The sequence below is a fragment of the Micromonospora sp. RP3T genome (assembly GCF_003027925.1).
Taxonomy (GTDB): domain Bacteria; phylum Actinomycetota; class Actinomycetes; order Mycobacteriales; family Micromonosporaceae; genus Micromonospora.
The window spans coordinates 120404-139388 of record NZ_PYPS01000015.1; the positions used below are offsets into that span (position 1 = coordinate 120404).

At 73.5% G+C, this 18985-nt stretch carries 16 protein-coding genes; 15 read left to right on the top strand and 1 reads right to left on the bottom strand.

Annotated features, from left to right (window positions below):
- The first annotated feature begins 49 nt into the window (after positions 1-49).
- On the top strand, positions 50-1009 hold the full coding sequence (locus C8054_RS14580; protein ID WP_107157345.1) for a zinc-binding dehydrogenase: 960 nt from the start codon (positions 50-52) through the stop codon (positions 1007-1009).
- Between the two features lie 14 nt (positions 1010-1023).
- Here the strand turns inward: C8054_RS14580 and C8054_RS14585 are convergent, their stop codons facing one another.
- Positions 1024-2028 (bottom strand): LacI family DNA-binding transcriptional regulator, encoded by a 1005-nt coding sequence (locus C8054_RS14585; protein ID WP_107157346.1) that lies wholly within the window; start codon positions 2026-2028, stop codon positions 1024-1026.
- 176 nt (positions 2029-2204) lie between these two features.
- Between C8054_RS14585 and C8054_RS14590 the strand changes: the two genes are divergently transcribed.
- The 14 genes from C8054_RS14590 (at position 2205) to C8054_RS14655 (ending at position 18985) form a co-directional block, all read left to right on the top strand.
- Entirely contained in the window at positions 2205-3476 is a 1272-nt protein-coding gene (locus tag C8054_RS14590; protein WP_233219642.1) for an ABC transporter substrate-binding protein, read from the top strand.
- The gene (locus C8054_RS14595) at positions 3473-4471 is read left to right on the top strand and encodes a carbohydrate ABC transporter permease (protein WP_107157348.1); all 999 of its coding nucleotides are present in this window, start codon (positions 3473-3475) and stop codon (positions 4469-4471) included. Before C8054_RS14590 ends, C8054_RS14595 begins: the two co-directional genes overlap by 4 nt.
- Complete coding sequence (locus C8054_RS14600) at positions 4468-5334, top strand: carbohydrate ABC transporter permease (protein ID WP_107157383.1); 867 nt, start codon at positions 4468-4470, stop codon at positions 5332-5334. Before C8054_RS14595 ends, C8054_RS14600 begins: the two co-directional genes overlap by 4 nt.
- 39 nt (positions 5335-5373) lie before the next feature.
- A complete protein-coding gene (locus C8054_RS14605; RefSeq protein WP_107157349.1) occupies positions 5374-7683 on the top strand; it encodes a glycoside hydrolase family 3 N-terminal domain-containing protein in 2310 nt (769 codons plus the stop codon).
- Positions 7684-7863: 180 nt separating this feature from the next.
- Complete coding sequence (locus C8054_RS14610; protein ID WP_107157350.1) at positions 7864-9369, top strand: glycosyltransferase family 39 protein; 1506 nt, start codon at positions 7864-7866, stop codon at positions 9367-9369.
- Positions 9370-9448: 79 nt separating this feature from the next.
- Positions 9449-11308 (top strand): glycosyltransferase, encoded by a 1860-nt coding sequence (locus C8054_RS14615; RefSeq protein WP_233219643.1) that lies wholly within the window; start codon positions 9449-9451, stop codon positions 11306-11308.
- A complete protein-coding gene (locus C8054_RS14620; RefSeq protein ID WP_107157352.1) occupies positions 11302-12441 on the top strand; it encodes a glycoside hydrolase family 26 protein in 1140 nt (379 codons plus the stop codon). Before C8054_RS14615 ends, C8054_RS14620 begins: the two co-directional genes overlap by 7 nt.
- A gap of 171 nt (positions 12442-12612) precedes the next feature.
- Complete coding sequence (locus C8054_RS14625; RefSeq protein ID WP_233219644.1) at positions 12613-14880, top strand: FAD-dependent monooxygenase; 2268 nt, start codon at positions 12613-12615, stop codon at positions 14878-14880.
- Positions 14877-15197, top strand: a complete 321-nt coding sequence (locus tag C8054_RS14630; RefSeq protein WP_107157354.1) for a putative quinol monooxygenase — start codon at positions 14877-14879, stop codon at positions 15195-15197. Before C8054_RS14625 ends, C8054_RS14630 begins: the two co-directional genes overlap by 4 nt.
- Positions 15194-16420 carry a cytochrome P450 gene (locus C8054_RS14635; RefSeq protein ID WP_107157355.1) on the top strand — a complete coding sequence of 409 codons (1227 nt, stop codon included), beginning with the start codon at positions 15194-15196 and terminating at the stop codon, positions 16418-16420. The genes C8054_RS14630 and C8054_RS14635 overlap by 4 nt, the downstream gene beginning before the upstream one ends.
- Before the next feature lie 31 nt (positions 16421-16451).
- Positions 16452-17117 (top strand): TcmI family type II polyketide cyclase, encoded by a 666-nt coding sequence (locus tag C8054_RS14640; protein WP_107157356.1) that lies wholly within the window; start codon positions 16452-16454, stop codon positions 17115-17117.
- A 70-nt stretch (positions 17118-17187) separates the two neighbouring features.
- A complete protein-coding gene (locus tag C8054_RS14645; RefSeq protein WP_107157357.1) occupies positions 17188-17547 on the top strand; it encodes a DUF1622 domain-containing protein in 360 nt (119 codons plus the stop codon).
- Positions 17548-17643: 96 nt separating this feature from the next.
- Complete coding sequence (locus C8054_RS14650) at positions 17644-17913, top strand: hypothetical protein (RefSeq protein ID WP_107157358.1); 270 nt, start codon at positions 17644-17646, stop codon at positions 17911-17913.
- Between the two features lie 94 nt (positions 17914-18007).
- Entirely contained in the window at positions 18008-18985 is a 978-nt protein-coding gene (locus C8054_RS14655) for a zinc-binding alcohol dehydrogenase (protein ID WP_107157359.1), read from the top strand.

Here is an 18985-nt window from a genome sequence, read left to right on the forward strand (position 1 = left end):
GGGATCTCAGTTTAGCCAAGTGGACGGGGGCGTCCGTTACGTTCGCCGCATGAGAGCGATCAGCATCCAGAGGTTCGGCGATCCCCGCGGTCTGGCCGTGGTCGACGTGCCGTCCCCCGTACCCGCGCCCGGCCAGCTGCTCGTCGCGACGGAGGCGATCGGCGTCGGCGGCGTCGACGCCGTCATCCGGCGCGGCACCCTGGGCGGCTACGGATTCCGCGCGGGCATCATCCCCGGCAGTGAGGTGGCCGGCCACGTGACCGCCGTCGGTGACGGCGTCGATCCGGCCTGGACCGGCCGGCGCGTGTGGGCGTTCACCGGGGTCGGCGGGGCCTACGCCGAACAGGCGGTCGCCCGCGTCGAAGACGTCACCGCCCTGCCCGAGGGCCTCTCCCCGACCGACGCGGTGACGCTCGGCAGCTCGGGCCCGGTGGCCCACTTCGCGCTGGCCCACGCCCACTTCACCGAGGGCGAGTCCCTGTTGGTGCGGGGCGCCGCCGGAAGCATCGGCATCATGGCCGTCCAACTGGCCGCCGCCGGTGCCGCCGCCCCGATCGCGGTGACGACCTCTTCCCCCGTCCGGGGTGACCGCCTGCGCGCCCTGGGCGCCACCCGGGTGCTGGACCGTGCCGGCGAAGGTCCCGGCTCACCCGCCGAGTTCGACGTCATCCTCGACATCGTCGGCGGCCCCGACCTGCCCTCGTTCGTCGACCGTCTCGCCGACAACGGCAGGCTGGTCTCGGTCGGCGTGGTCGCCGGTTTTCCACCGGACGACCTCGGCGCGAAGCTGATCACGTCGTTCCGGCGTTCCCGCTCGTTCGCGACGTTCAGCCTCGACACGGTGCCCGAGCCCACCCGCAACTCCGTCCGGGAGGCCCAGTTCGCCGCGGCCGTCCGCGGAGACCTCGTCTCCGTGGTGCACGAGACCCTGCCGCTGGTCGAGGCCGCCGAGGCCCACCGGAAGATGGACGCGGGCGAGGTGTTCGGCCGGATCGTGCTGACACCGTGAGCCACCCGCCGCCGCTAGTCGAGCGGGCGGCAGGAGGCCCGCACCACCAGCTCGGTGGGCAGCCGGATGTGCGCGTCGCGTTCGACGCCGGCGATCAGGTCGATCAGCAGGCGTAGCGACTCCGCGCCCATCCGTTGCAGCGGCTGCCGGATCGTGGTCAGCGGCGGGTCCACGAGCGCCGACTCGGGGACGTTGTCGAAGCCGATCACCGACAGGTCGTCCGGCACCGGGATGCCCATGCTCCGGGCCACGTCCAGCGTGGAGATCGCGGAGAGGTCGTTGCCGGCGAAGATCGCGGTCGGCCGGTCGGGGAGCGCGAGCAGTTCCGCCGCCGTGCCGGCCGCGCCCTCGATCCGGAAGCCGCCGACGCGGACCAGCCGCTCGTCCACCGCCACGCCGGCGTCGGCCATGGCCTGGCGGAACCCGGCTTCCCGCAGGCGCGCCGACTCCAGGTCGGGCCGACCGCTGATGTGCCCGATCCGGCGGTGGCCCAGCGACAGCAGGTAGTTGGTCGCGAGCACCGCGCCGGCGAAGTTGTCCGAGTCGACGGTGGGCAGCCCGGACGGGCCGGTGTGCGGGTCGACGGCCACCACGTGGAAGCCGTGCTTGGTCTCGACCACGGTCGGCGTCACGATCACCGCGCCGTCGATGAGCGTCCCGGACAGGCGGGCCAGCGACCGACGCTCCCACCCGATGGCGGCGCCCTCGCCGTCGCCGCTGGAGTAGGCCAGCAACTGGTACCCGCTGCCGGCCACCTCGCGGGAGGCGCCCTTGAGCAGCTCGGTCGAGAACGGCTCGAACTCGGCGACCAGGATGCCCAGCACGTTCGTCCGGTGGCTGCGCAGGCTCTGCGCGCCCAGGTCGGCCTCGTACCCGAGGTCGTGGATGACCTGTCGCACGCGCTCGACGGTGGCCTGCGCGACGCCGTACCTCCCATTGACGACCTTTGATACGGTCGCCACCGAGACGCCGGCTGTGCGGGCCACGTCCGACATCTTGACGCGCTGCGGGAAGGTCACGACGACGATGATAGAGGTCTCGCGGGGCTGCGTCGCGACGGTTCGAAAACGTTATCGATACCGATTGACATCGAGTTACGTGGCTGTAACACTCCCCGACAGGTAACCCGACTGAGTGGTCGAGGAGACATCTAATGGCGATGAAACGCCGCGCCGGTGCCGTGTTGGCACTGTTGATGACCAGCGCCCTCGTCGCCGCCGGATGCAGCGGCGGTGGCGACGACGACAAGGCGGCTCCGGAGAGCGAGCTGTACAAGAACCCGGTGACCCTGACCTGGTGGCACAACGCCTCCCAGGACGGCCCCGGCAAGACGTACTGGGAGAAGGTCGCCAAGGACTTCTCCACCGCCCACCCGACCGTCAAGATCGAGATTGAGGCGATCGAGACCAACCAGCTCCAGCGCACCCGGCTCCCGGCCGCGCTGCTGAGCAACGACCCGCCGGACGTCTTCCAGGCCTGGGGCGGCGGCGAGATGCGGGAGCAGGTGGAGGCCGACTACCTCAAGGACATCACCGACCAGGTCAAGACCGAGGTCGCCGACATCGGCTCCGCGGCCGAGATCTGGCAGGTCGACGGCAAGCAGTACGGCCTGCCGTACCGGATGGGCATCGAGGGCGTCTGGTACAACAAGGACATGTTCGCGAAGGCGGGCATCTCGGCGCCGCCGACCACCTTCGAGGAACTCAACGCCGCGGTCACCAAGCTCAAGGCCACCAACGTCATCCCGATCGCCCTCGGCGCCGGTGACAAGTGGCCGGCCGCGCACTGGTGGTACAACTTCGCGCTGCGCGCCTGCTCGGTGGACACGCTGAAGAAGGCCTCCACCGACCGGAACTTCGACGACCCGTGCTTCGTGAAGGCCGGCCAGGACCTCAAGACCTTCATCGACACCAAGCCGTTCCAGAACAACTTCATCGCCACGCCCGGCCAGAACGACCCGACCAGCGCCAACGGTCTGCTCGCCAACGGCAAGGCCGCGATGGAGCTGATGGGCGACTGGAACCGGGGCACGCTGGACACGGTCGCCACCGACAAGGCGAAACTCGGCAAGTTCCTCGGCTGGTTCCCGGTGCCGGCGATCTCCGGTTCCGCCGGTGACCCGAAGGCGGCCCTCGGCGGGGGCGACGGATTCGCCTGCGCCAAGCAGGCTCCGGCGGAGTGCGTCGAGTTCCTCAAGTACCTCGTGAGCCCCGAGGTGCAGAAGGGCTACGCCGCCACCGGCACCGGCCTGCCGGTCGCCAAGGGCGCGGCGGACGGCGTGACCGACCCCGCGCTGAAGTCCATCCTGACGGCCACCTCCGAGGCCACGTACGTGCAGCTCTGGCTGGACACCGCCTACGGCAGCACCGTCGGCAGCGCGATGAACGACGCCATCGTCGCCATCTTCGCCGGCAACGGCACGCCGGAGAAGGTCGTCTCCGCCATGAAGGCGGCCGCGAGCAAGTGACCTCCACCGACCAGACCCGGTTCCCCGCCGGCGGCGTCACCGCGCCGCCGGCGGGCTCCCGGCCCACCGGACGCGCCTCCTCCCGTCGGGCCGAGACCCGCCGCAAGTGGTACGAGATCGTCGGGCTCACCACGCCGGCGCTCGTCGTCTACGTGACGTTCGTGCTGGTGCCGATGGGCTTCGCGTTCTACTACAGCCTGTTCCGGTGGCGCGGGGTGGGCCCACCCACCGAGTTCGTCGGCTTCAAGAACTACGTCCTCGCCTTCCAGGACCCGATCTTCCTGGACGCGCTGCGTAACAACGCGATCGTCGTGTTCGGGTCACTGCTGGTGCAGGGCCCGCTCGCGCTCGGCGTCGCGCTGCTGCTCAACCGCCGCTTCCGCGGGCGCGGCGCGTTCCGCCTGCTGGCGTTCGTGCCGTACGTGCTCGCCGAGGTCACCGTCGGCATCATGTGGAAGCTGATCCTGACCGGCGACGGCACTGCCGACGAACTGCTGCGGGCACTGGGCCTGGGCGGCCTGGTCCAGGCGTGGCTCGCCGACCTCGACGTGGTCATCTGGACCCTGCTGTTCGTCCTCACCTGGAAGTACGTCGGCTTCGCCATCATCCTGCTGCTCGCCGGCCTGTCCAACGTGCCGGAGGAGTTGACCGAGGCCGCCGCGATCGACGGCGCGAGCTGGTGGCAGACCCAACGCCACATCACGCTGCCGCTGCTCGGTCCGACGATCCGGATCTGGATGTTCCTGTCGGTGATCGGCTCGCTCCAGGTCTTCGACGTGGTCTGGGTGACCTCGGTGCCCGCGGTGCGCTCCCTCGGCGCGTCGGCCACCATGGCCACCTACATGGTGGACAACGGCTTCTTCGCCCGGCTGTGGGGCTACGGCAACGCGGTGGCCGTGATCCTGTTCGTCATCTCCTTCGTGGCGGCGCTGCTGTTCCAGCGCTTCCTGCTCCGCCGCGACATCGAGGGCGCCATCACCAGAAGGGCGAACTGACCGTGACCGCGAACTCCGTCCTGCCCCCGTCCGCCGGGCGCCGGCCGATCTCCTGGGGCACGCCGCTGACGTACGCGCTCGCGCTCGCGGTCGCGGCCGTGTCGATCGCCCCGATCGTCTACGTCATCGTCGGCGGCTTCCGCACCACGCCGCAGATCGTCGCCGACCCGGCCGGGCTGCCCGACCCGTGGGTGTGGGAGAACTACGCGCGGGTGCTGACCCAGAGCGACTTCTGGCGGCAGGCGTTCAACAGCGCGGTGATCGCGTTCGGCACCACGCTCGGCGTGGTGGTGCTCGGCCTGTGCGCCGCGTTCGTGATCGCCCGGTACACGTTCCGCGGCCGGGAGGCGCTCAACACGTTCTTCACGCTCGGCCTGCTCTTCCCGGCCGGCGCGGCCATCCTGCCGCTCTACCTGATGCTGCGGGACCTGAACCTGATCAACTCGTACTACGCGGTGATCCTCCCGCAGGTCGCCTTCTCGTTGCCGATCACGATCGTCATCCTGCGGCCCTTCCTGGCGGCCATCCCCCGGGAGTTGGAGGACGCGGCGGCGATCGACGGCGCGGACCGGCTCGGCTTCCTCTGGCGCATCGTGCTGCCGTTGTCGCGGCCCGCGCTCGTCACCGTCGGGATCCTCGCGTTCGTCGCGAGTTGGAACGCGTTCCTGCTGCCGCTGCTCGTCCTCGGCGACGTCAGCCTGCACACCCTGCCGCTGGGGGTGCAGAACTTCTCCAGCCAGTACACCACCGACACCGCGGGCGTTCTCGCCTTCACCTCGCTGGCGATGCTGCCGGCACTGCTCTTCTTCACGCTCGCCGAGAAGCAGATCGTCGGTGGCCTGCAGGGTGCGGTCAAGGGCTGAGCGGCAGCGGTACGAGCACAACCGAGGGAAAGGCACACCATGACAGAGGTCCACGCGGTGGTGGACGGGCCAGCACCGGCCCAGCAGCGCCGGGACGGGCACGCCGACGAGACACGCGTACGCGAGCTGCTCGGCCGGATGACGCTCGACGAGAAGATCGCGCAGCTCGTCGGGTTCTGGGAGAAGGAGGACGGCGAGGCGGTCGCGCCCCTGCAGGGCGAGTTCGCCGACACCGGCCGGCTGGAGGACTTCTCCCGGCACGGGCTGGGTCACCTCACCCGCGCCTACGGCACCCGCCCGGTCGACGCGGCGGCCCGCGCGGCCTGGCTGTGGAAGTTCCAGCGGGACCTGGTGACCGGCACCCGGCTGGGCATCCCGGCGCTGGTGCACGAGGAGTGCCTCACCGGCCTGGCGGCGTGGAAGGCGGCGACCTTCCCGACGCCGCTGGCCTGGGGCGCCGCGTTCGACCCCGACCTGGTCACCGAGATGGCCGCGGCGATCGGGGCCTCGATGCGGGCGCTCGGCATCCACCAGGGCCTGTCGCCGGTGCTGGACGTGATCCGGGACCCGCGCTGGGGGCGGGTCGACGAGTGCATCGCCGAGGACCCCTACCTGGTCGGCACCATCGGCACGTCGTACGTGCGGGGGTTGCAGTCGCAGGGTGTGCACGCCACGTTGAAGCACTTCGCCGGCTATTCCGCGTCGCGCGCGGGGCGAAACTTCGCGCCGGTGCACGCCGGCCCCCGGGAGTTGGCCGACGTGCTGCTGCCGCCGTTCGAGATGGCGATCCTCGACGGCGACGCGCGCAGCGTCATGCACTCGTACGCCGAGATCGACGGCGTGCCGGTGGCCGCCGATCCGACGATGCTGACCGGCGTGCTGCGGGACCGCTGGGGCTTCGACGGCACCGTGGTCGCCGACTACTACGCGGTCGCCTTCCTGAACCTGCTGCACCACGTGGCGGCCGACAACGCGGACGCGGCCGCGCAGGCGCTCGCCGCCGGCCTCGACATCGAGCTGCCCACCGGCGACGCCTACCTGACGCTGCGGGAGTCGGTGCTCGCCGGCGCCGTCGACGAGGCGCTCGTCGACCGTGCGGTGCTGCGCGTCCTGCGCCAGAAGCGGGACCTCGGGCTGCTCGACGCCACGTTCGACGACGAGCCGCCCCGCGTGATCGACCTCGATCCGCCGGAGCACCGGTCGATCGCCCGCCGACTCGCCGAGGAATCGGTCGTCCTGGTTGCCAACCAGGGCGTGCTTCCGTTGGCTCCGGGCCGACGGGTGGCGGTCGTGGGCCCGAACGCGGACCGGGAGGGCGCGCTCTTCGGGTGCTACTCCTTCCTCAACCACGTGCTCGTCCAGCATGCCGGCGTGGAGACCGGCATCGAGGTGCCGACCGTCCTCGACGCGCTGCGCGGCGAGTTCGGCCCGGACCTCGTCACCTGGGCCGGCGGGTGCGACGTGGACAGCGACGACCGGTCCGGCTTCGACGAGGCGGTCGCCACCGCGTCCGCGGCCGACGTCGCCGTCCTGGTCGTCGGCGACCACGCCGGTCTCTTCGGGCGCGGCACGGTCGGGGAGGGCTGCGACCGGGACGACCTGGAGTTGCCCGGCGTCCAGCGGGAACTGGTCGAGGCGGTCCTGGCGACCGGGACGCCGGTGGTCCTGGTGCTGCTCACCGGCCGGCCATACGCGGTCGGCTGGGCGCTGTCCCGCTGCGCGGCCGTGGCGCAGGCGTTCTTCCCCGGCGAGGAGGGCGCCGGCGCGATCGCCGCCGTGCTCTCCGGGCGGGTCAACCCGTCGGGCCGGCTCCCGGTCAGCCTGCCCGGCTCGGCCGGCGCGCAGCCGTACTCCTATCTGCACCCGACGCTGGGCGAGGGCGGCAACGGCACCAACCTGCCGGCGACGCCGGTGGCGCCGTTCGGGCACGGCCTGTCGTACACCACGTTCGCGTACACCGATCTCGCGGTGCCGGCCACCGTGCCGACCGACGGCGCGCTGCGCGTCACGGTGCGGGTCACCAACACCGGGGCGGTCGCCGGCGGCGACGTGGTCCAGCTCTACGGCCGCGACGTGGTGGCCTCGGTGACCCGGCCGGTGGCGCAGTTGCTGGGCTACCGGCGGGTGCGTCTGGAGCCGGGGCAGTCGGTCACCGTCGCGCTGACGGTGCCCACCACCCGCCTGGCGTTCTCCGACCGCACGCTCACCCGCGTGGTGGAGCCCGGCGAGGTGGAGGTGTGGGTCGGCACGAGCGTGCGGCGGGACGCGGCGGCGTCCACCACGCTCACCGGCCCCACGGTCCCGGTGACCAACGCGTCCGCGCGCTGGACGACCACGGAACTGAGCTGACCCCCGGGCCGCCGGTCGTCCACGGGGCGACCGGCGGCCCGGCCCACCGCCCGTCCCCGCGGTGGGTAATTCGCCGGAAAACGGCCCTACGTCGGTTTTCCACTCCGTAGGCTCCGGACGTCGTTCAGCCCTCGCAAGGTGGGCTCCTGGTGCCGGGCCGCAGGGGATGCGTGAGTCACGATGATGGACGCGGACACCATGGTCCTGCCCCGGCTCGGGCCGGCCGACGTCGGCGTCGAGGACCCCTGGGGAGAGGACCGGTCAGCACGCCCACGCCGGGCCGCCGCCCGTGTCGCGGCCGGCGCCGGCCGGTGGCGGATCGCCGTCTGGCTGCTGCCGGCGCTGCTGACCGGCGGGCTCGGCGGGGCGGGGCTCGGGACGCCGGGGCTGCGGACCGAGGAGCTGGCCACCTGGCGCGCGGCCACCTCCCCGTGGCGCGACGTGTGGGCCGGGGACCGGACGCTGGCGCCGTACCACCTGCTGGTGCGCGGCTGGGCGGAGCTGTTCGGCGCGGGCGACGTCGCGCTGCGCGTGCCGTCGCTGCTGGCGATGACCGCGGCCGCGGCGCTGGTCGGCGCGCTGGCGGCGCGGATGTTCGCGCCCGGCACGGGGTTGCTGGCCGGCGCGCTGCTCGCGGTGCTGCCGTCCACGACCCGGTACGCGCAGGAGGCCCAACCGCACGCGTCGGCGCTGTTCGCCGCCGTGCTCGCCACCTGGCTGCTGTTGCCGGTCCTGGACCGGCCGACCGCGCGGCGGCTCGCGGCGTACGCCGGCGCGGTGGTCCTGCTCGGCCTGTGTCAGCCCGGGGCGCTGCTGCTGCTCGCCGGCCACGGGTGGGTGGTGCTGGCGTTCCGGCGCGCGACGGCCGGTCGCTGGCTGGCCGCCGCGCTGCCGGGCGTGCTCGTCGTCGCGGCGCTGCTCCGGTCCGGCGCGCGGGTCGACGGCGGGCTGCTCCCGCCCGGCGTCCGCGTCGATCCGGGCGTGCTGGCGGCCACGCCTCGGGAACTGTTCGGCGTCGCCGCGCTCGGCGCGGTGCTGGCCGGGTTGGCGCTGTTCAGTCTCCCGCTCCGGTACGCCGCCGCGATCTGCACCGCGTGGGCGTTGGTCCCGGCGCTCGGGCTGCTGCTGGTGGCGCGGGTGGTCCCGGTCTGGGCGCCGGCCGGCCTGCTCTTCACGGTGCCGGCCTGGGCGGTGCTCGCCGCGGTGGCGATGTCCCGGCTGCGGGTCCACGGGGCGGTCGCCGGGCTGGCGGCGGTCGCGTTGGTGGGCGCGCCGGCCCAGGTGTCCGTGCGGGGGCCGGACGGGCACGGCCAGGATCCCCGCCGGGTCGCGGCGATCGTCGACGGGCTGGGGCGGCGCGGGGACGGCGTGCTCTACGGCGACCCGGCGACGCGGACGCTGGTGGCCCGGTACGTGCCCGCCGACCGTCGCCCGGTCGACGTGCTCGCCACCGGGTCGGTCGACGTGTTCGCCATTCGGCCGGGGCTCGACTGCGGCGGGTGCGACGTGGCCGCGCGTCGGCTCTGGCTGATCCAGCCCGGTCATCCGCCCGTCGGGCGGGCGCCAGGGGGCGGCGACGGCGCGGCGATGCGGGCGCTGCGGGCCGGGTACCGGCCGGCGCGGGTCTGGCGGCCGGCCGGGTTCACGGTGGTCCTGCTGACCGACCAACGGCGGACATCGCCGTGATTCGCGCCTTTCCCACCTGGTTGTCCGCTTAGCATCGGTCCGGGTTCCTGGCGAGCCCGATGCAGACCATGGGGGAATTGTGGCCGTCGCCGCCGATACACGCCTGTCCCGCGTCCTCCCGCCGACGCCGTCGGGTGACCGCGCTCGGCCGGGCGCCCCGACCGGGCGGCCCGTCCCGTCGGGAGCCGACCGCCGGCAGCGCAACATCCGGGCCCGCCTGGCGTACGCGCGCTGCGGCGCCACCGCCGGCCCGCTGCGCCCACCCCGGGCACCCGACGCGCCCGTCGAACTCCGTCCCGCCGCCTCGGCCGCCGCGCGGGCGGTGCTCACCCTGCTGGTGCTCGTCAACAGCGCCGCCGGCCTGCTCCTCGTCGGCTGGCTGCTGCTGCCGCAGCACGTGCCCGGGCCGGGCGTCGTCGGGCCGGGTGGCTGGTCGACGCTCGCCGCCCGGCTCGCGTTCTGCGTGGTCGTCGGCGTCGAGCTGATCCGGCTGGCGCAGAACGTGGTGGTGTGGGTGTTCGCCTTCCACGCCAAGGACCCGGTGCCGGTCGATCCGCCGGTCGGCCTGCGGGTGGCGCTGCTCACCACGATCGTGCCGAGCAAGGAGCCGCTCGACGTCGCGGAGCGGACGCTGCGCCGGCTCCGGGAGATCGTCTACTGCGGTCGGGTCGACGTGTGGATCCTCGACGAGGGCGACGACCCGGCGGTGCGGGCGATGGCGGCGCGGCTGGGCGTCCGGCACTTCACCCGCCGGGGGCGGCCGGAGTACAACCAGCCGCGCGGCGAGTTCCGGGCCCGGACCAAGTCCGGCAACCACAACGCCTGGCGGGCCGAGCACGAGCACCGCTACGACGTGGTGGCCAACGTGGACCCGGACCACGTGCCGCTGCCGCACTTCCTGGAACGGACGCTCGGCTACTTCCGCGACCCCGACGTCGCGTTCGTGGTGACCCCCCAGGTGTACGGCAACATGCACCAGAACTTCGTCGCCCACGGCGCCTCGGTGCAGCAGTACCTCTACAACGGCCTGATCGCCCGGGGCGGCAACGGGCTGGACGCGCCGCTGCTCACCGGCACCGGCCACCTCTACCGGCCGGCCGCGTGGCGGACCATCGGCGGCTACCAGGACTCGATCATCGAGGACCACCTCACCAGCATCCGGATCCACGCCGCCGTCAACCCGGCCACCGGTCGCCGGTGGAAGGGCGTCTACACCCCGGACGTGGTGGCGCTGGGGGAGGGGCCGACCTCCTGGGCCGACTACTTCAACCAGCAGCGCCGCTGGGCGGCCGGCATCTGCGAGATCCTGCTCCGCCGTGAGCTGCGCGCGCCGCGCGAGCTGCCGTCGCGCCGCCGCTGGCAGTACCGGCTGCTCCAGTTCTACTACCCGAGCGTGGCGGTCAGCCTGCTGCTGGGCAACGCGGCCACCGCGCTGTACCTGCTCACCGGCGTCGACGCGGGCCGGCTCGACCCGCAGGTGTGGGGCGCGCTGTGGGGCTCGACGATCGGCACCTGGTTCCTGCTCTGGCTCTGGCTGCGCCGCTTCAACATCGCCCCGCACGAGCGGGAGGAGGTGGGCATGGTCGGGATGGCGCTCGCGTTCTTCGCCGGGCCGGTCTACCTGGCCGCGGCGGTGGGCACGCTGCTGCGCCGTCGGCTCGGCTTCGTGGTCACCGCCAAGGGGACACTGCGCACCGCCGAGTCGCCGCGTACCTTCCGGCTGCACCTCTGCTGGGCGGCGGCCGCCGCCGGCCTGCTCGGAGCCAGCTTCGTGCTGGACCACGACCACCCGTTGCTGCGGGTCTGGCCGGCGCTGACGCTGGTCTCCGGGCTCGCGCCGCCGCTGATCGCCTGGGCGGAGAACGCGCGCGCCCGCCGGGACGAGCCGGCGCCCGCGCCCGAGCGGCCGAGGTCGGTCCGCGAGGGAGCGCCGTGCTGAGGCTGACCGTGCCCCGGGTCGGCCTGGCGCTGGCCGGCGCGCTGCTGCTGGCGTACGCCTTCGTGGTGGCGCCCGGCGTGTGGCGCGCTCCGGATCCGGGCCACCCGGCGCGGCCGGCGGCATCGGGGGCGCTGGCGACCGCGGACGCCCCGGCGGACGTCGCCGCCGTCGCGTTTCCGCCGGCCGGCCGGGCGTTCGTCGGGGTGATGACCGACACCGGCCCCTACGACCTGGGCGCCGTGGACCGGTTCGCCGCCGCCGCCGGTCGGGCGCCGCAGGTGATGCTCTTCGGCGCGTCCTGGGCGTCGGCCACCTTCGACCGCGCCCTGTTCGACCGGATCGCCGACCGGGGCATGATGCCGATGCTGGGCTGGGAGCCCTGGGACCACGCCGTCGACGAGGCGGCCCGGGACACCGGCCTGCCGGCCCGCCAGGTCGACCGGCTGCGGTCCACCCAACCGGACTACCGGCTGGCCCGCATCACCGCCGGCGACTTCGACGGCTATCTGCGCTCCTGGGCCGATGGGGTGCGGACGCTGGGCTACCCGGTCGCCATCCGGTTCGCGCACGAGATGAACGGCGACTGGTACCCGTGGAGCGAGCGGGCCAACGGCAACCACCCGGGCGACTACGTGCGCGCCTGGCGGCACGTGCACGACGTCTTCGCCGCGGCCGGCGCCACGAACGTCACCTGGGTGTGGAGCCCGAACGCCAGGTGGGACAAGACGACCGCCGGGCTGACCGGTCTCTACCCCGGCGACGACTACGTCGACTGGGTGGGCGTCACCGGCTACTACGGCATGGGCGCCTTCACGACGACCTACTCGTCCTTCGACCAGATCTTCGGGCCCACCGTCGCGGAGATCCGCACGATGACCCGCAGGCCGCTCGTCGTCACCGAGACCGCCGCCGCCGAGAGCAGCGGGCACAAGGCCCGGTGGATCCGGGAGACGTTCGCCGCGCTGCCGCACTACCCGAACCTGATCGGGCTGATCTGGTTCGAGGTGGACAAGGAACAGGACTGGCGGATCGCTGGTTCGCCGGCTGCCGCGGCGGCGTTCGCCGAGGCGGTCGCCGCCGACCGGTACGACGTGACCTGGTCGCCCTCGGCGCGGCCCCGCGCCGGGCCCTGAGCCCGGCAGCTTGTTGCCGAACTTGTGCGACGAGCTCGGGAGGGGTGGCGTCCCGGCGGCGTCACCGTACGGAGACACCGCCCGGTGCGCCGGTGACGACCGGGTGACGCGGACTCCGGCAGGGTCGCGGCACGAGGCGACACGGCGCGAGGGGGCGGCATGGTCAGGACGATGCTCTTCAGACGCGCGCGCCCCGGCTGCGAACCCGCCGTCGGGCCGGCCTGGGAGACCGTCGCCGGCCAGGTCAGCGCGTTGCCCGGCAGCCTCCGGCACGAGCTGCTGCGCGACGCCCTGGACCCGTACGGCTTCGTCGTGGTCACCGAGTGGGTCGACGAGGCAACGCTGCGCGCGTACCGGGACGGGCCGGTGGCGGCGCGCCTGACCGAGCTGCTCCGGCCGCTGACCGAGCCGGCCGGTCCGCCCGACTACCCGACGATGACGGAGGACGTCGACGGGGCCGGGCCGGTCTACGTCGACGTGGAGCTGATCGTGCCGAGCGCCCGCCTCGCCGAGTTCCACCGGGGCTACCCCGAGGTGGTGCGGCGGATGGCGGCCGTGCCGGGCTACCGGCGGGAACGGCTGCTCCGCGAACCCGGGTCGGACGTGCACCACATCTTCGCCGAATGGGCCGGCGCGGCCGAGTTCCTCGACTGGATCGCCGACCCGGCGCACGCCTCGGCGCAGGCCGGGCCGATCGCCCCGTTCCTCCTCGACATCCGACGCCGCCTCTTCCACGTCGTGCCCGACGCGGACGACCGGCGACACCACACGACCGGCAGGGAGGCCGACGTGCAGAGGACAACCGACGTACTGGTGGTCGGGGCGGGCCCCACCGGGCTCACCGCCGCCGTCGAGCTGGCCCGGCGTGGCGTCGACTGCCGGGTGATCGACCGGCTGGCGACCCCGCCCGACCAGGCCGACAAGGCGATCGGCGTGCACTGCCGCACCATGGAGATCTGGGAGGAGCAGGGCGTCGTCCGGGAGGCGATGGACGCCGGCATCTGGCTCACCGGCAACATGGTCTTCGTCAACGGTGTGCAGACGCACCGGATGAGCTGGGAGCTGCCCGGCCTGCCGTACGCCCATCTCGGCCTGCCGCAGTACGAGACCGAACGGATCCTCACCGAGCGGCTGGCCACGCTCGGGGTGCGTCCCCGGCGCGGCGCCGAACTGGTCGACTTCACCCAGGACGCGGACGGCGTCACCGCCACCGTCCGTACCGCCGACGGCGGCACCGAGACCGTCCGCGCGGCGTACCTGATCGGTTGCGACGGCGCGCACAGCCGGGTCCGGGAACGGCTCGGCCTCACCTTCACCGGCGGGCTCGGCCGCTTTCCGCAACTGTTCATGCTCGTCGACGTCGACGTGGACTGGGACATGCCGGACGGGCACCTGCTGCGGTTCCTGCACACCACCGACGGACAGATGGACGGGATGCTGGTCTGCGTCCCGCTGCGCGGCGAGCGCCGGTACCGCATCGCCACCCTCGCCCCGCCCCGGTTCTTCGCGCAGACCGGCGGTCGGGACGCCCCGCCCGGCTTCAGCGAGGAACTCGCCTCGCCGACGCTCGACGACGTGCAGGCCGCCCTCGACCGGCTCGCCCCGCCCGGCACCCGGGCGTCGAACCTGCGCTGGTCGTCGGTGTTCCGGATCAGTCACGGCATCGTCGACCGCTACCGGCACGGTCGGGTCTTCGTCGCCGGCGACGCCGCCCACCTGCACCCACCGGCCGGCGGCCAGGGCATGAACACCGGCATCCAGGACGCCTGGAACCTGGCCTGGAAGCTGGCCCTTGCGGTACGCGGGCGCGCCGCCCCCGGGCTGCTGGACAGCTACGAGGCGGAGCGGCGGCCGGAGGGCGAGGAGATCGTCGGTCGCGCGGTGCGGATGGCGGGCACCGAGGAGGTGGACCGCGCCGACCTGGAACGGCAGTTCCTCCAGGAGATGTCCCTGCTGCTCAGCTACGCCGGCAGCCCGCTGGTCGGGGAGACCGTCGCCGACCCGGCCGCGCTCGGTGACGCGCCCCGCCCCGGCGACCGCGCGCCGGACGTCGAGGGACTGCGGCGGCGCGGCGTCGGGCACCCGCTGCGGTTGCGGGACCTGACCCGCGGCACCGGGCACACGCTGCTGCTCTACGCCGATGCCACGGCCGACGCGGCGGAGCTGGCCGGGCTCGCCGACCTCTGCGCCGACGCGCGCCGGCAGGCCGGCGGGGAGCTGGACGCGTACCTGCTGCTCGACCCGGACGTCGCCGAGCCGCACCTGGCCGACCCGCCGGTGCTGCGCGACGCCGACCGGCGGTTCCGCGCCGGGTACGGCCTGGCCGGCACCGGGCTCTACCTGATCCGCCCGGACGGGCACGTCGGGTTCCGGGGCGCCCCGGTCGACGCCGACGCGCTCCGCAAGCACCTGTGCCTGGTGTTCGGCGGTGTCCGGTGAGCCGGGTCCGGACGGTGCTGGCGATGCGCACCCGGGAGGGCTGCGAGGAGCGGTTCGAGGCGGAGTGGCGGACCGCCGCCGAGGAGATCCGCACGCTCGACGGCTGCCTGCACCAGGACCTGGTCCGCGACGCCGACGACCCGCGGGTCTATCTGGTGATCAGCGACTGGGCCGACCGGGAGCGGCTGGACGCGTTCGGCCGCAGCGCGCACCGGGACCGGCTGCTGCGCGTGGTCCGGGAACTGCGCGAGTCCGCGGAACGGCACACCTACCAGGTGCTGCACAGTGTGGCAGGCGAGCCGGGGGAGGCCCGATGACCGACGACGTGGTGCCCGCCGGCGAGCTGTACACGGACGCGTTCGCGGCCGACCCCTATCCCACCTTCGCCCGGCTGCGCACGCGGCGGCCGGTCTGCCCGGTGGGGTCGCCGCGCTTCGACTCCTGGCTGATCACCCGCTTCGACGACGCGCGCGCGGCGTTGACCGACCCGCGGCTGTCCAAGGACCTCTACGGCCCGGACCGGCACTTCCTGCGGATCTTCGGCCCGAACTCGGAGGGGCTGAACCGCAACATGCTCAACTCCGACCCGCCCGAGCACACCCGGCTGCGCCGCGTGGTGTCACAGGCGTTCGCGCCCCGGCGGATCGAGGCGCTGCGACCCCGGGTGGCCACCGTCGTCGACGCCCTGATCGACAAGATCGTGCCGCGCGGCGAGGCGGACCTGATGCGGGACTTCGCCATCCCGCTGCCGATGACCGTCATCTGCGAGCTGCTCGGCGTGCCGCCGGCCGACCACGACCGGGTGCTCGACTGGACGCAGGTCATCCGCACCTCCGGCTCGACCCGCCGGCCGCCGGAGGAGGAACGCGCGGCGGTGCAGGAGGCCCAGGCGCGGCTGCACGACTACCTGACCGAGCTGGTCCGGGCCAAGCGGGGCGACCCGGCCGACGACATCATCGGCGCGCTGGTGCGGGCCGTCGACCGGGACCGGACGCTGTCCGAGGCGGAGCTGGTGACCACCACGTTCCTGTTGCTGTTCGCCGGCCACCAGACCACCGCCGACTTCCTCGGCAACGCGGTGCTGGCGCTGCTGACCCACCCGGAGCAGCTGGCGCTGCTGCGCAGCACGCCGCGCCTGCTGCCGACCGCGATCGAGGAGCTGCTGCGGTTCGACGGCCCGCTGCCGGTGGCCAGCCCGCGCATCACCACCGAGGACGTCGAGTACCAGGGGGTACGCATCCCGCGCGGCTCGATCGTCGGGGTGGCGATCAACGCGGCGAACCACGACCCGGCCCACTTCGCCGACCCGGACCGGCTCGACCTGCGCCGGGTCCGGGGGCCGCATCTCGGCTTCGGTCACGGCGTGCACTACTGCCTGGGCGTCTCGCTGGCCCGGATGGAGGCGCTGCTCGCGCTCTCCGCGCTGCTGCGGCGGCTGCCCGGGCTGCGGCTCGCCGTGCCGCTCGCCGAGGTACGCCGACTGCCCGCCGCCTCGCCCTTCCGTGGCCTGCTGGAACTGCCGGTCACCTTCTCCGCCTAGCCCGCCCATCCAGCCAGCCAAGGAGCACGTCATGGTCTTCCGGAACGTGATCGTCTGCCACATGGTCCCCGGCAGCGACGAGATCGTCGGCAACGTCTTCGGCCACTACGACCGGATCACCCGACCGCAGGATCTCGGCGTCATCGGCCGGTACCTGCTGTCGCACCACGACCTCTACCTGCACGTGATCGAGCGCGAGCAGGACCCGAGGATCTCCGGGCAGACCCGCGGGCTGCCCGCGTTCCAGAAGATCGCCGAGGAGATCGGCCCGTACGTGACGCCGTACCCGCGGTACTGGAAGAACCCGTCGGACTCGGTGGCCAAGGAGTTCTACCACTGGGCGCCGGAGGGGGAACCGCCGGACGACACCACGCTGACCGTGATCGTCGGACGGATCAAGCCGGGCGCCGAGCCGGACGTGGCCCGGGTGTTCGCCGAGTCCGACGCCGGGTCGCTCCCGGCCGAGCTGGGCGTCACCGGACGCTGGCTCTACTCGATCGACGACGTCTACGTGCACCTGCTGGAGCAGGAGTCCTCGGCCGCCGAGGCCACCCGCGACCAGCACGCCGACACGCCGACGTTCGACAAGGTGCGGCGGGAGCTCGGCCCGTACGTCGAGCCGTACCGGCCGGACCTCTGCCACGGCCCGCAGGACCAGGTGGCCACCGTCTTCTACCGCTGGCGCGCGCAGGACTGAGCCGGACGGAAACCGCTCCCCGTCGCACCCCCGTACGCCAGGCTGGAACCGAGGCGTACGGGGGTGTCGAGTGCCGACCAGGGAGATCATCCAGCACATCGGCGCGTTGCTGGACCTGACCGGGGTGCTGGTCATCGCGGTGGGCGTCACGGTCGCCACTGTGGTGTTCGCGGCGCGCTGCGGTCGTACCCGGCAGGTGGTGGCGCACTACCGGGCGTACCGGCAGGGGGTCGGCCGGGCCATCCTGCTCGGCCTGGAGTTCCTGGTCGGCGGCGACATCATCCGTACGGTCGCGGTGTCGCCCACCTTCACCAGCGTGGGCGTGCTGGCGTTGATCGTGGCGGTCCGGACCTTCCTCAGCTTCTCGCTGGAGGTGGAGCTGGACGGCCGCTGGCCCTGGCAGGGCAAGCCCCCGGGGGCCGGGACGTGACGTGTATTGCTGGCCGCCACATGTGCGCAGGTGAGAGGTTTGACGTCGACTCACCGGGTCACTGATACCGGGAGTGACGACGGAAGGGGAACACCGGTGCCCGACACGATCCGGACCAGGTCCAGTCAGGACGCCGTCCTGCCACGGGGCGTCACCGACCCGTTGCTGTGGCGCAGCGCGTACGACGTGGCCGCCGCGCACCGGCCGGACGCCGCCGGTCGGTGCGCCAGCCTGCTCTGCGCCGGCGCGCCGGCACCCTGCGAGCCGCTGACCGCCGCCCGCCGGGCGATGAGCCTGGCCGGGGACGCCGGCCGCCGCGCCGAGTCGGACACCCGGTCGGCCGGGGAGCGGCGGCGGGCCGCCTGAACGGCCGGTGGGCCGGGTGGTTCGAACCCGGGTCGTCCCGCTTCCGTGTCTATGATCGACAACCCGGCCGGAATGCGGAGAACGAGGAGGATCCGTGACCGTCGACGCCCACGCGTTCTGGCTCCGCGCGCCCGGCGAGGGCGAGATCCGGCCGGTCCGCCTCGACCCGCCCGGCGACGGTGAGGTGCTGGTCCGCACCCGGTTCACCGGCGTCAGCCGGGGCACCGAGACGCTTGTCTTCACCGGCCGGGTCCCCACCGACCAGCACGCCGCCATGCGCGCGCCGTTCCAGGACGGCGACTTCCCGGCGCCGGTCAAGTACGGCTACCTCAACGTCGGCACGGTCGAGGCCGGCCCGGCGGAGCTGCGCGGGCGCACCGTGTTCTGCCTGTACCCGCACCAGAGCGCGTACGTGGTCCCGGCCGGATCGGTGGTGGTCGTGCCGGACGGCGTGCCGGCGGCCCGGGCGGTGCTGGCCGGCACCGTGGAGACCGCGGTGAACGCGCTCTGGGACGCCGCGCCGCTGGTCGGCGACCGGGTCACCGTGATCGGCGGGGGCATGGTCGGGTGCAGCGTGACCGCGCTGCTGGCCCGCTTCCCGGGCGTCCGGGTCGAGCTGGTCGACGCCGATCCGGGCCGGGCCGGGGTCGCCGCGGCGCTCGGGGTCGACTTCGCCCTGCCCGCCGACGCGACCGGCGGTCGCGACCTGGTGGTGCACGCCAGCGCCAGCGCCGACGGGCTGCAACGCGGCCTGGAGCTGCTCCGCCCGGAGGGCACCGTGCTGGAGCTGAGTTGGTACGGCGACCGCCCGGTCACCCTCGCCCTCGGCGGCGCGTTCCACTCCCGGCGGCTCGCCATTCGCAGCAGCCAGGTCGGCACCGTCTCGCCCCGGCGGGCCGACCGCAGCTACGCCGACCGGCTCGCCGTCGCCCTGGACCTGCTGACCGACCCGGCCTTCGACGCGCTGCTCACCGGCCGGTCCCGCTTCACCGATCTGCCCGACGTGCTGGACCGGCTCGCCTCGGGCCGGCTCCCGGCGCTCTGTCATCTCATCACCTACGGCGAGGAGTGA

Excerpts from the sequence above, each read along its gene's own strand:
- C8054_RS14580 (WP_107157345.1), top strand. The coding sequence starts at position 50 with ATGAGAGCGATCAGCATCCAGAGGTTCGGCGATCCCCGCGGTCTGGCC.
- C8054_RS14590 (WP_233219642.1), top strand. The coding sequence starts at position 2,205 with ATGACCAGCGCCCTCGTCGCCGCCGGATGCAGCGGCGGTGGCGACGAC.
- C8054_RS14605 (WP_107157349.1), top strand. The coding sequence starts at position 5,374 with ATGACAGAGGTCCACGCGGTGGTGGACGGGCCAGCACCGGCCCAGCAG.
- C8054_RS14610 (WP_107157350.1), top strand. The coding sequence starts at position 7,864 with ATGATGGACGCGGACACCATGGTCCTGCCCCGGCTCGGGCCGGCCGAC.
- C8054_RS14625 (WP_233219644.1), top strand. The coding sequence starts at position 12,613 with ATGCTCTTCAGACGCGCGCGCCCCGGCTGCGAACCCGCCGTCGGGCCG.
- C8054_RS14635 (WP_107157355.1), top strand. The coding sequence starts at position 15,194 with ATGACCGACGACGTGGTGCCCGCCGGCGAGCTGTACACGGACGCGTTC.
- C8054_RS14640 (WP_107157356.1), top strand. The coding sequence starts at position 16,452 with ATGGTCTTCCGGAACGTGATCGTCTGCCACATGGTCCCCGGCAGCGAC.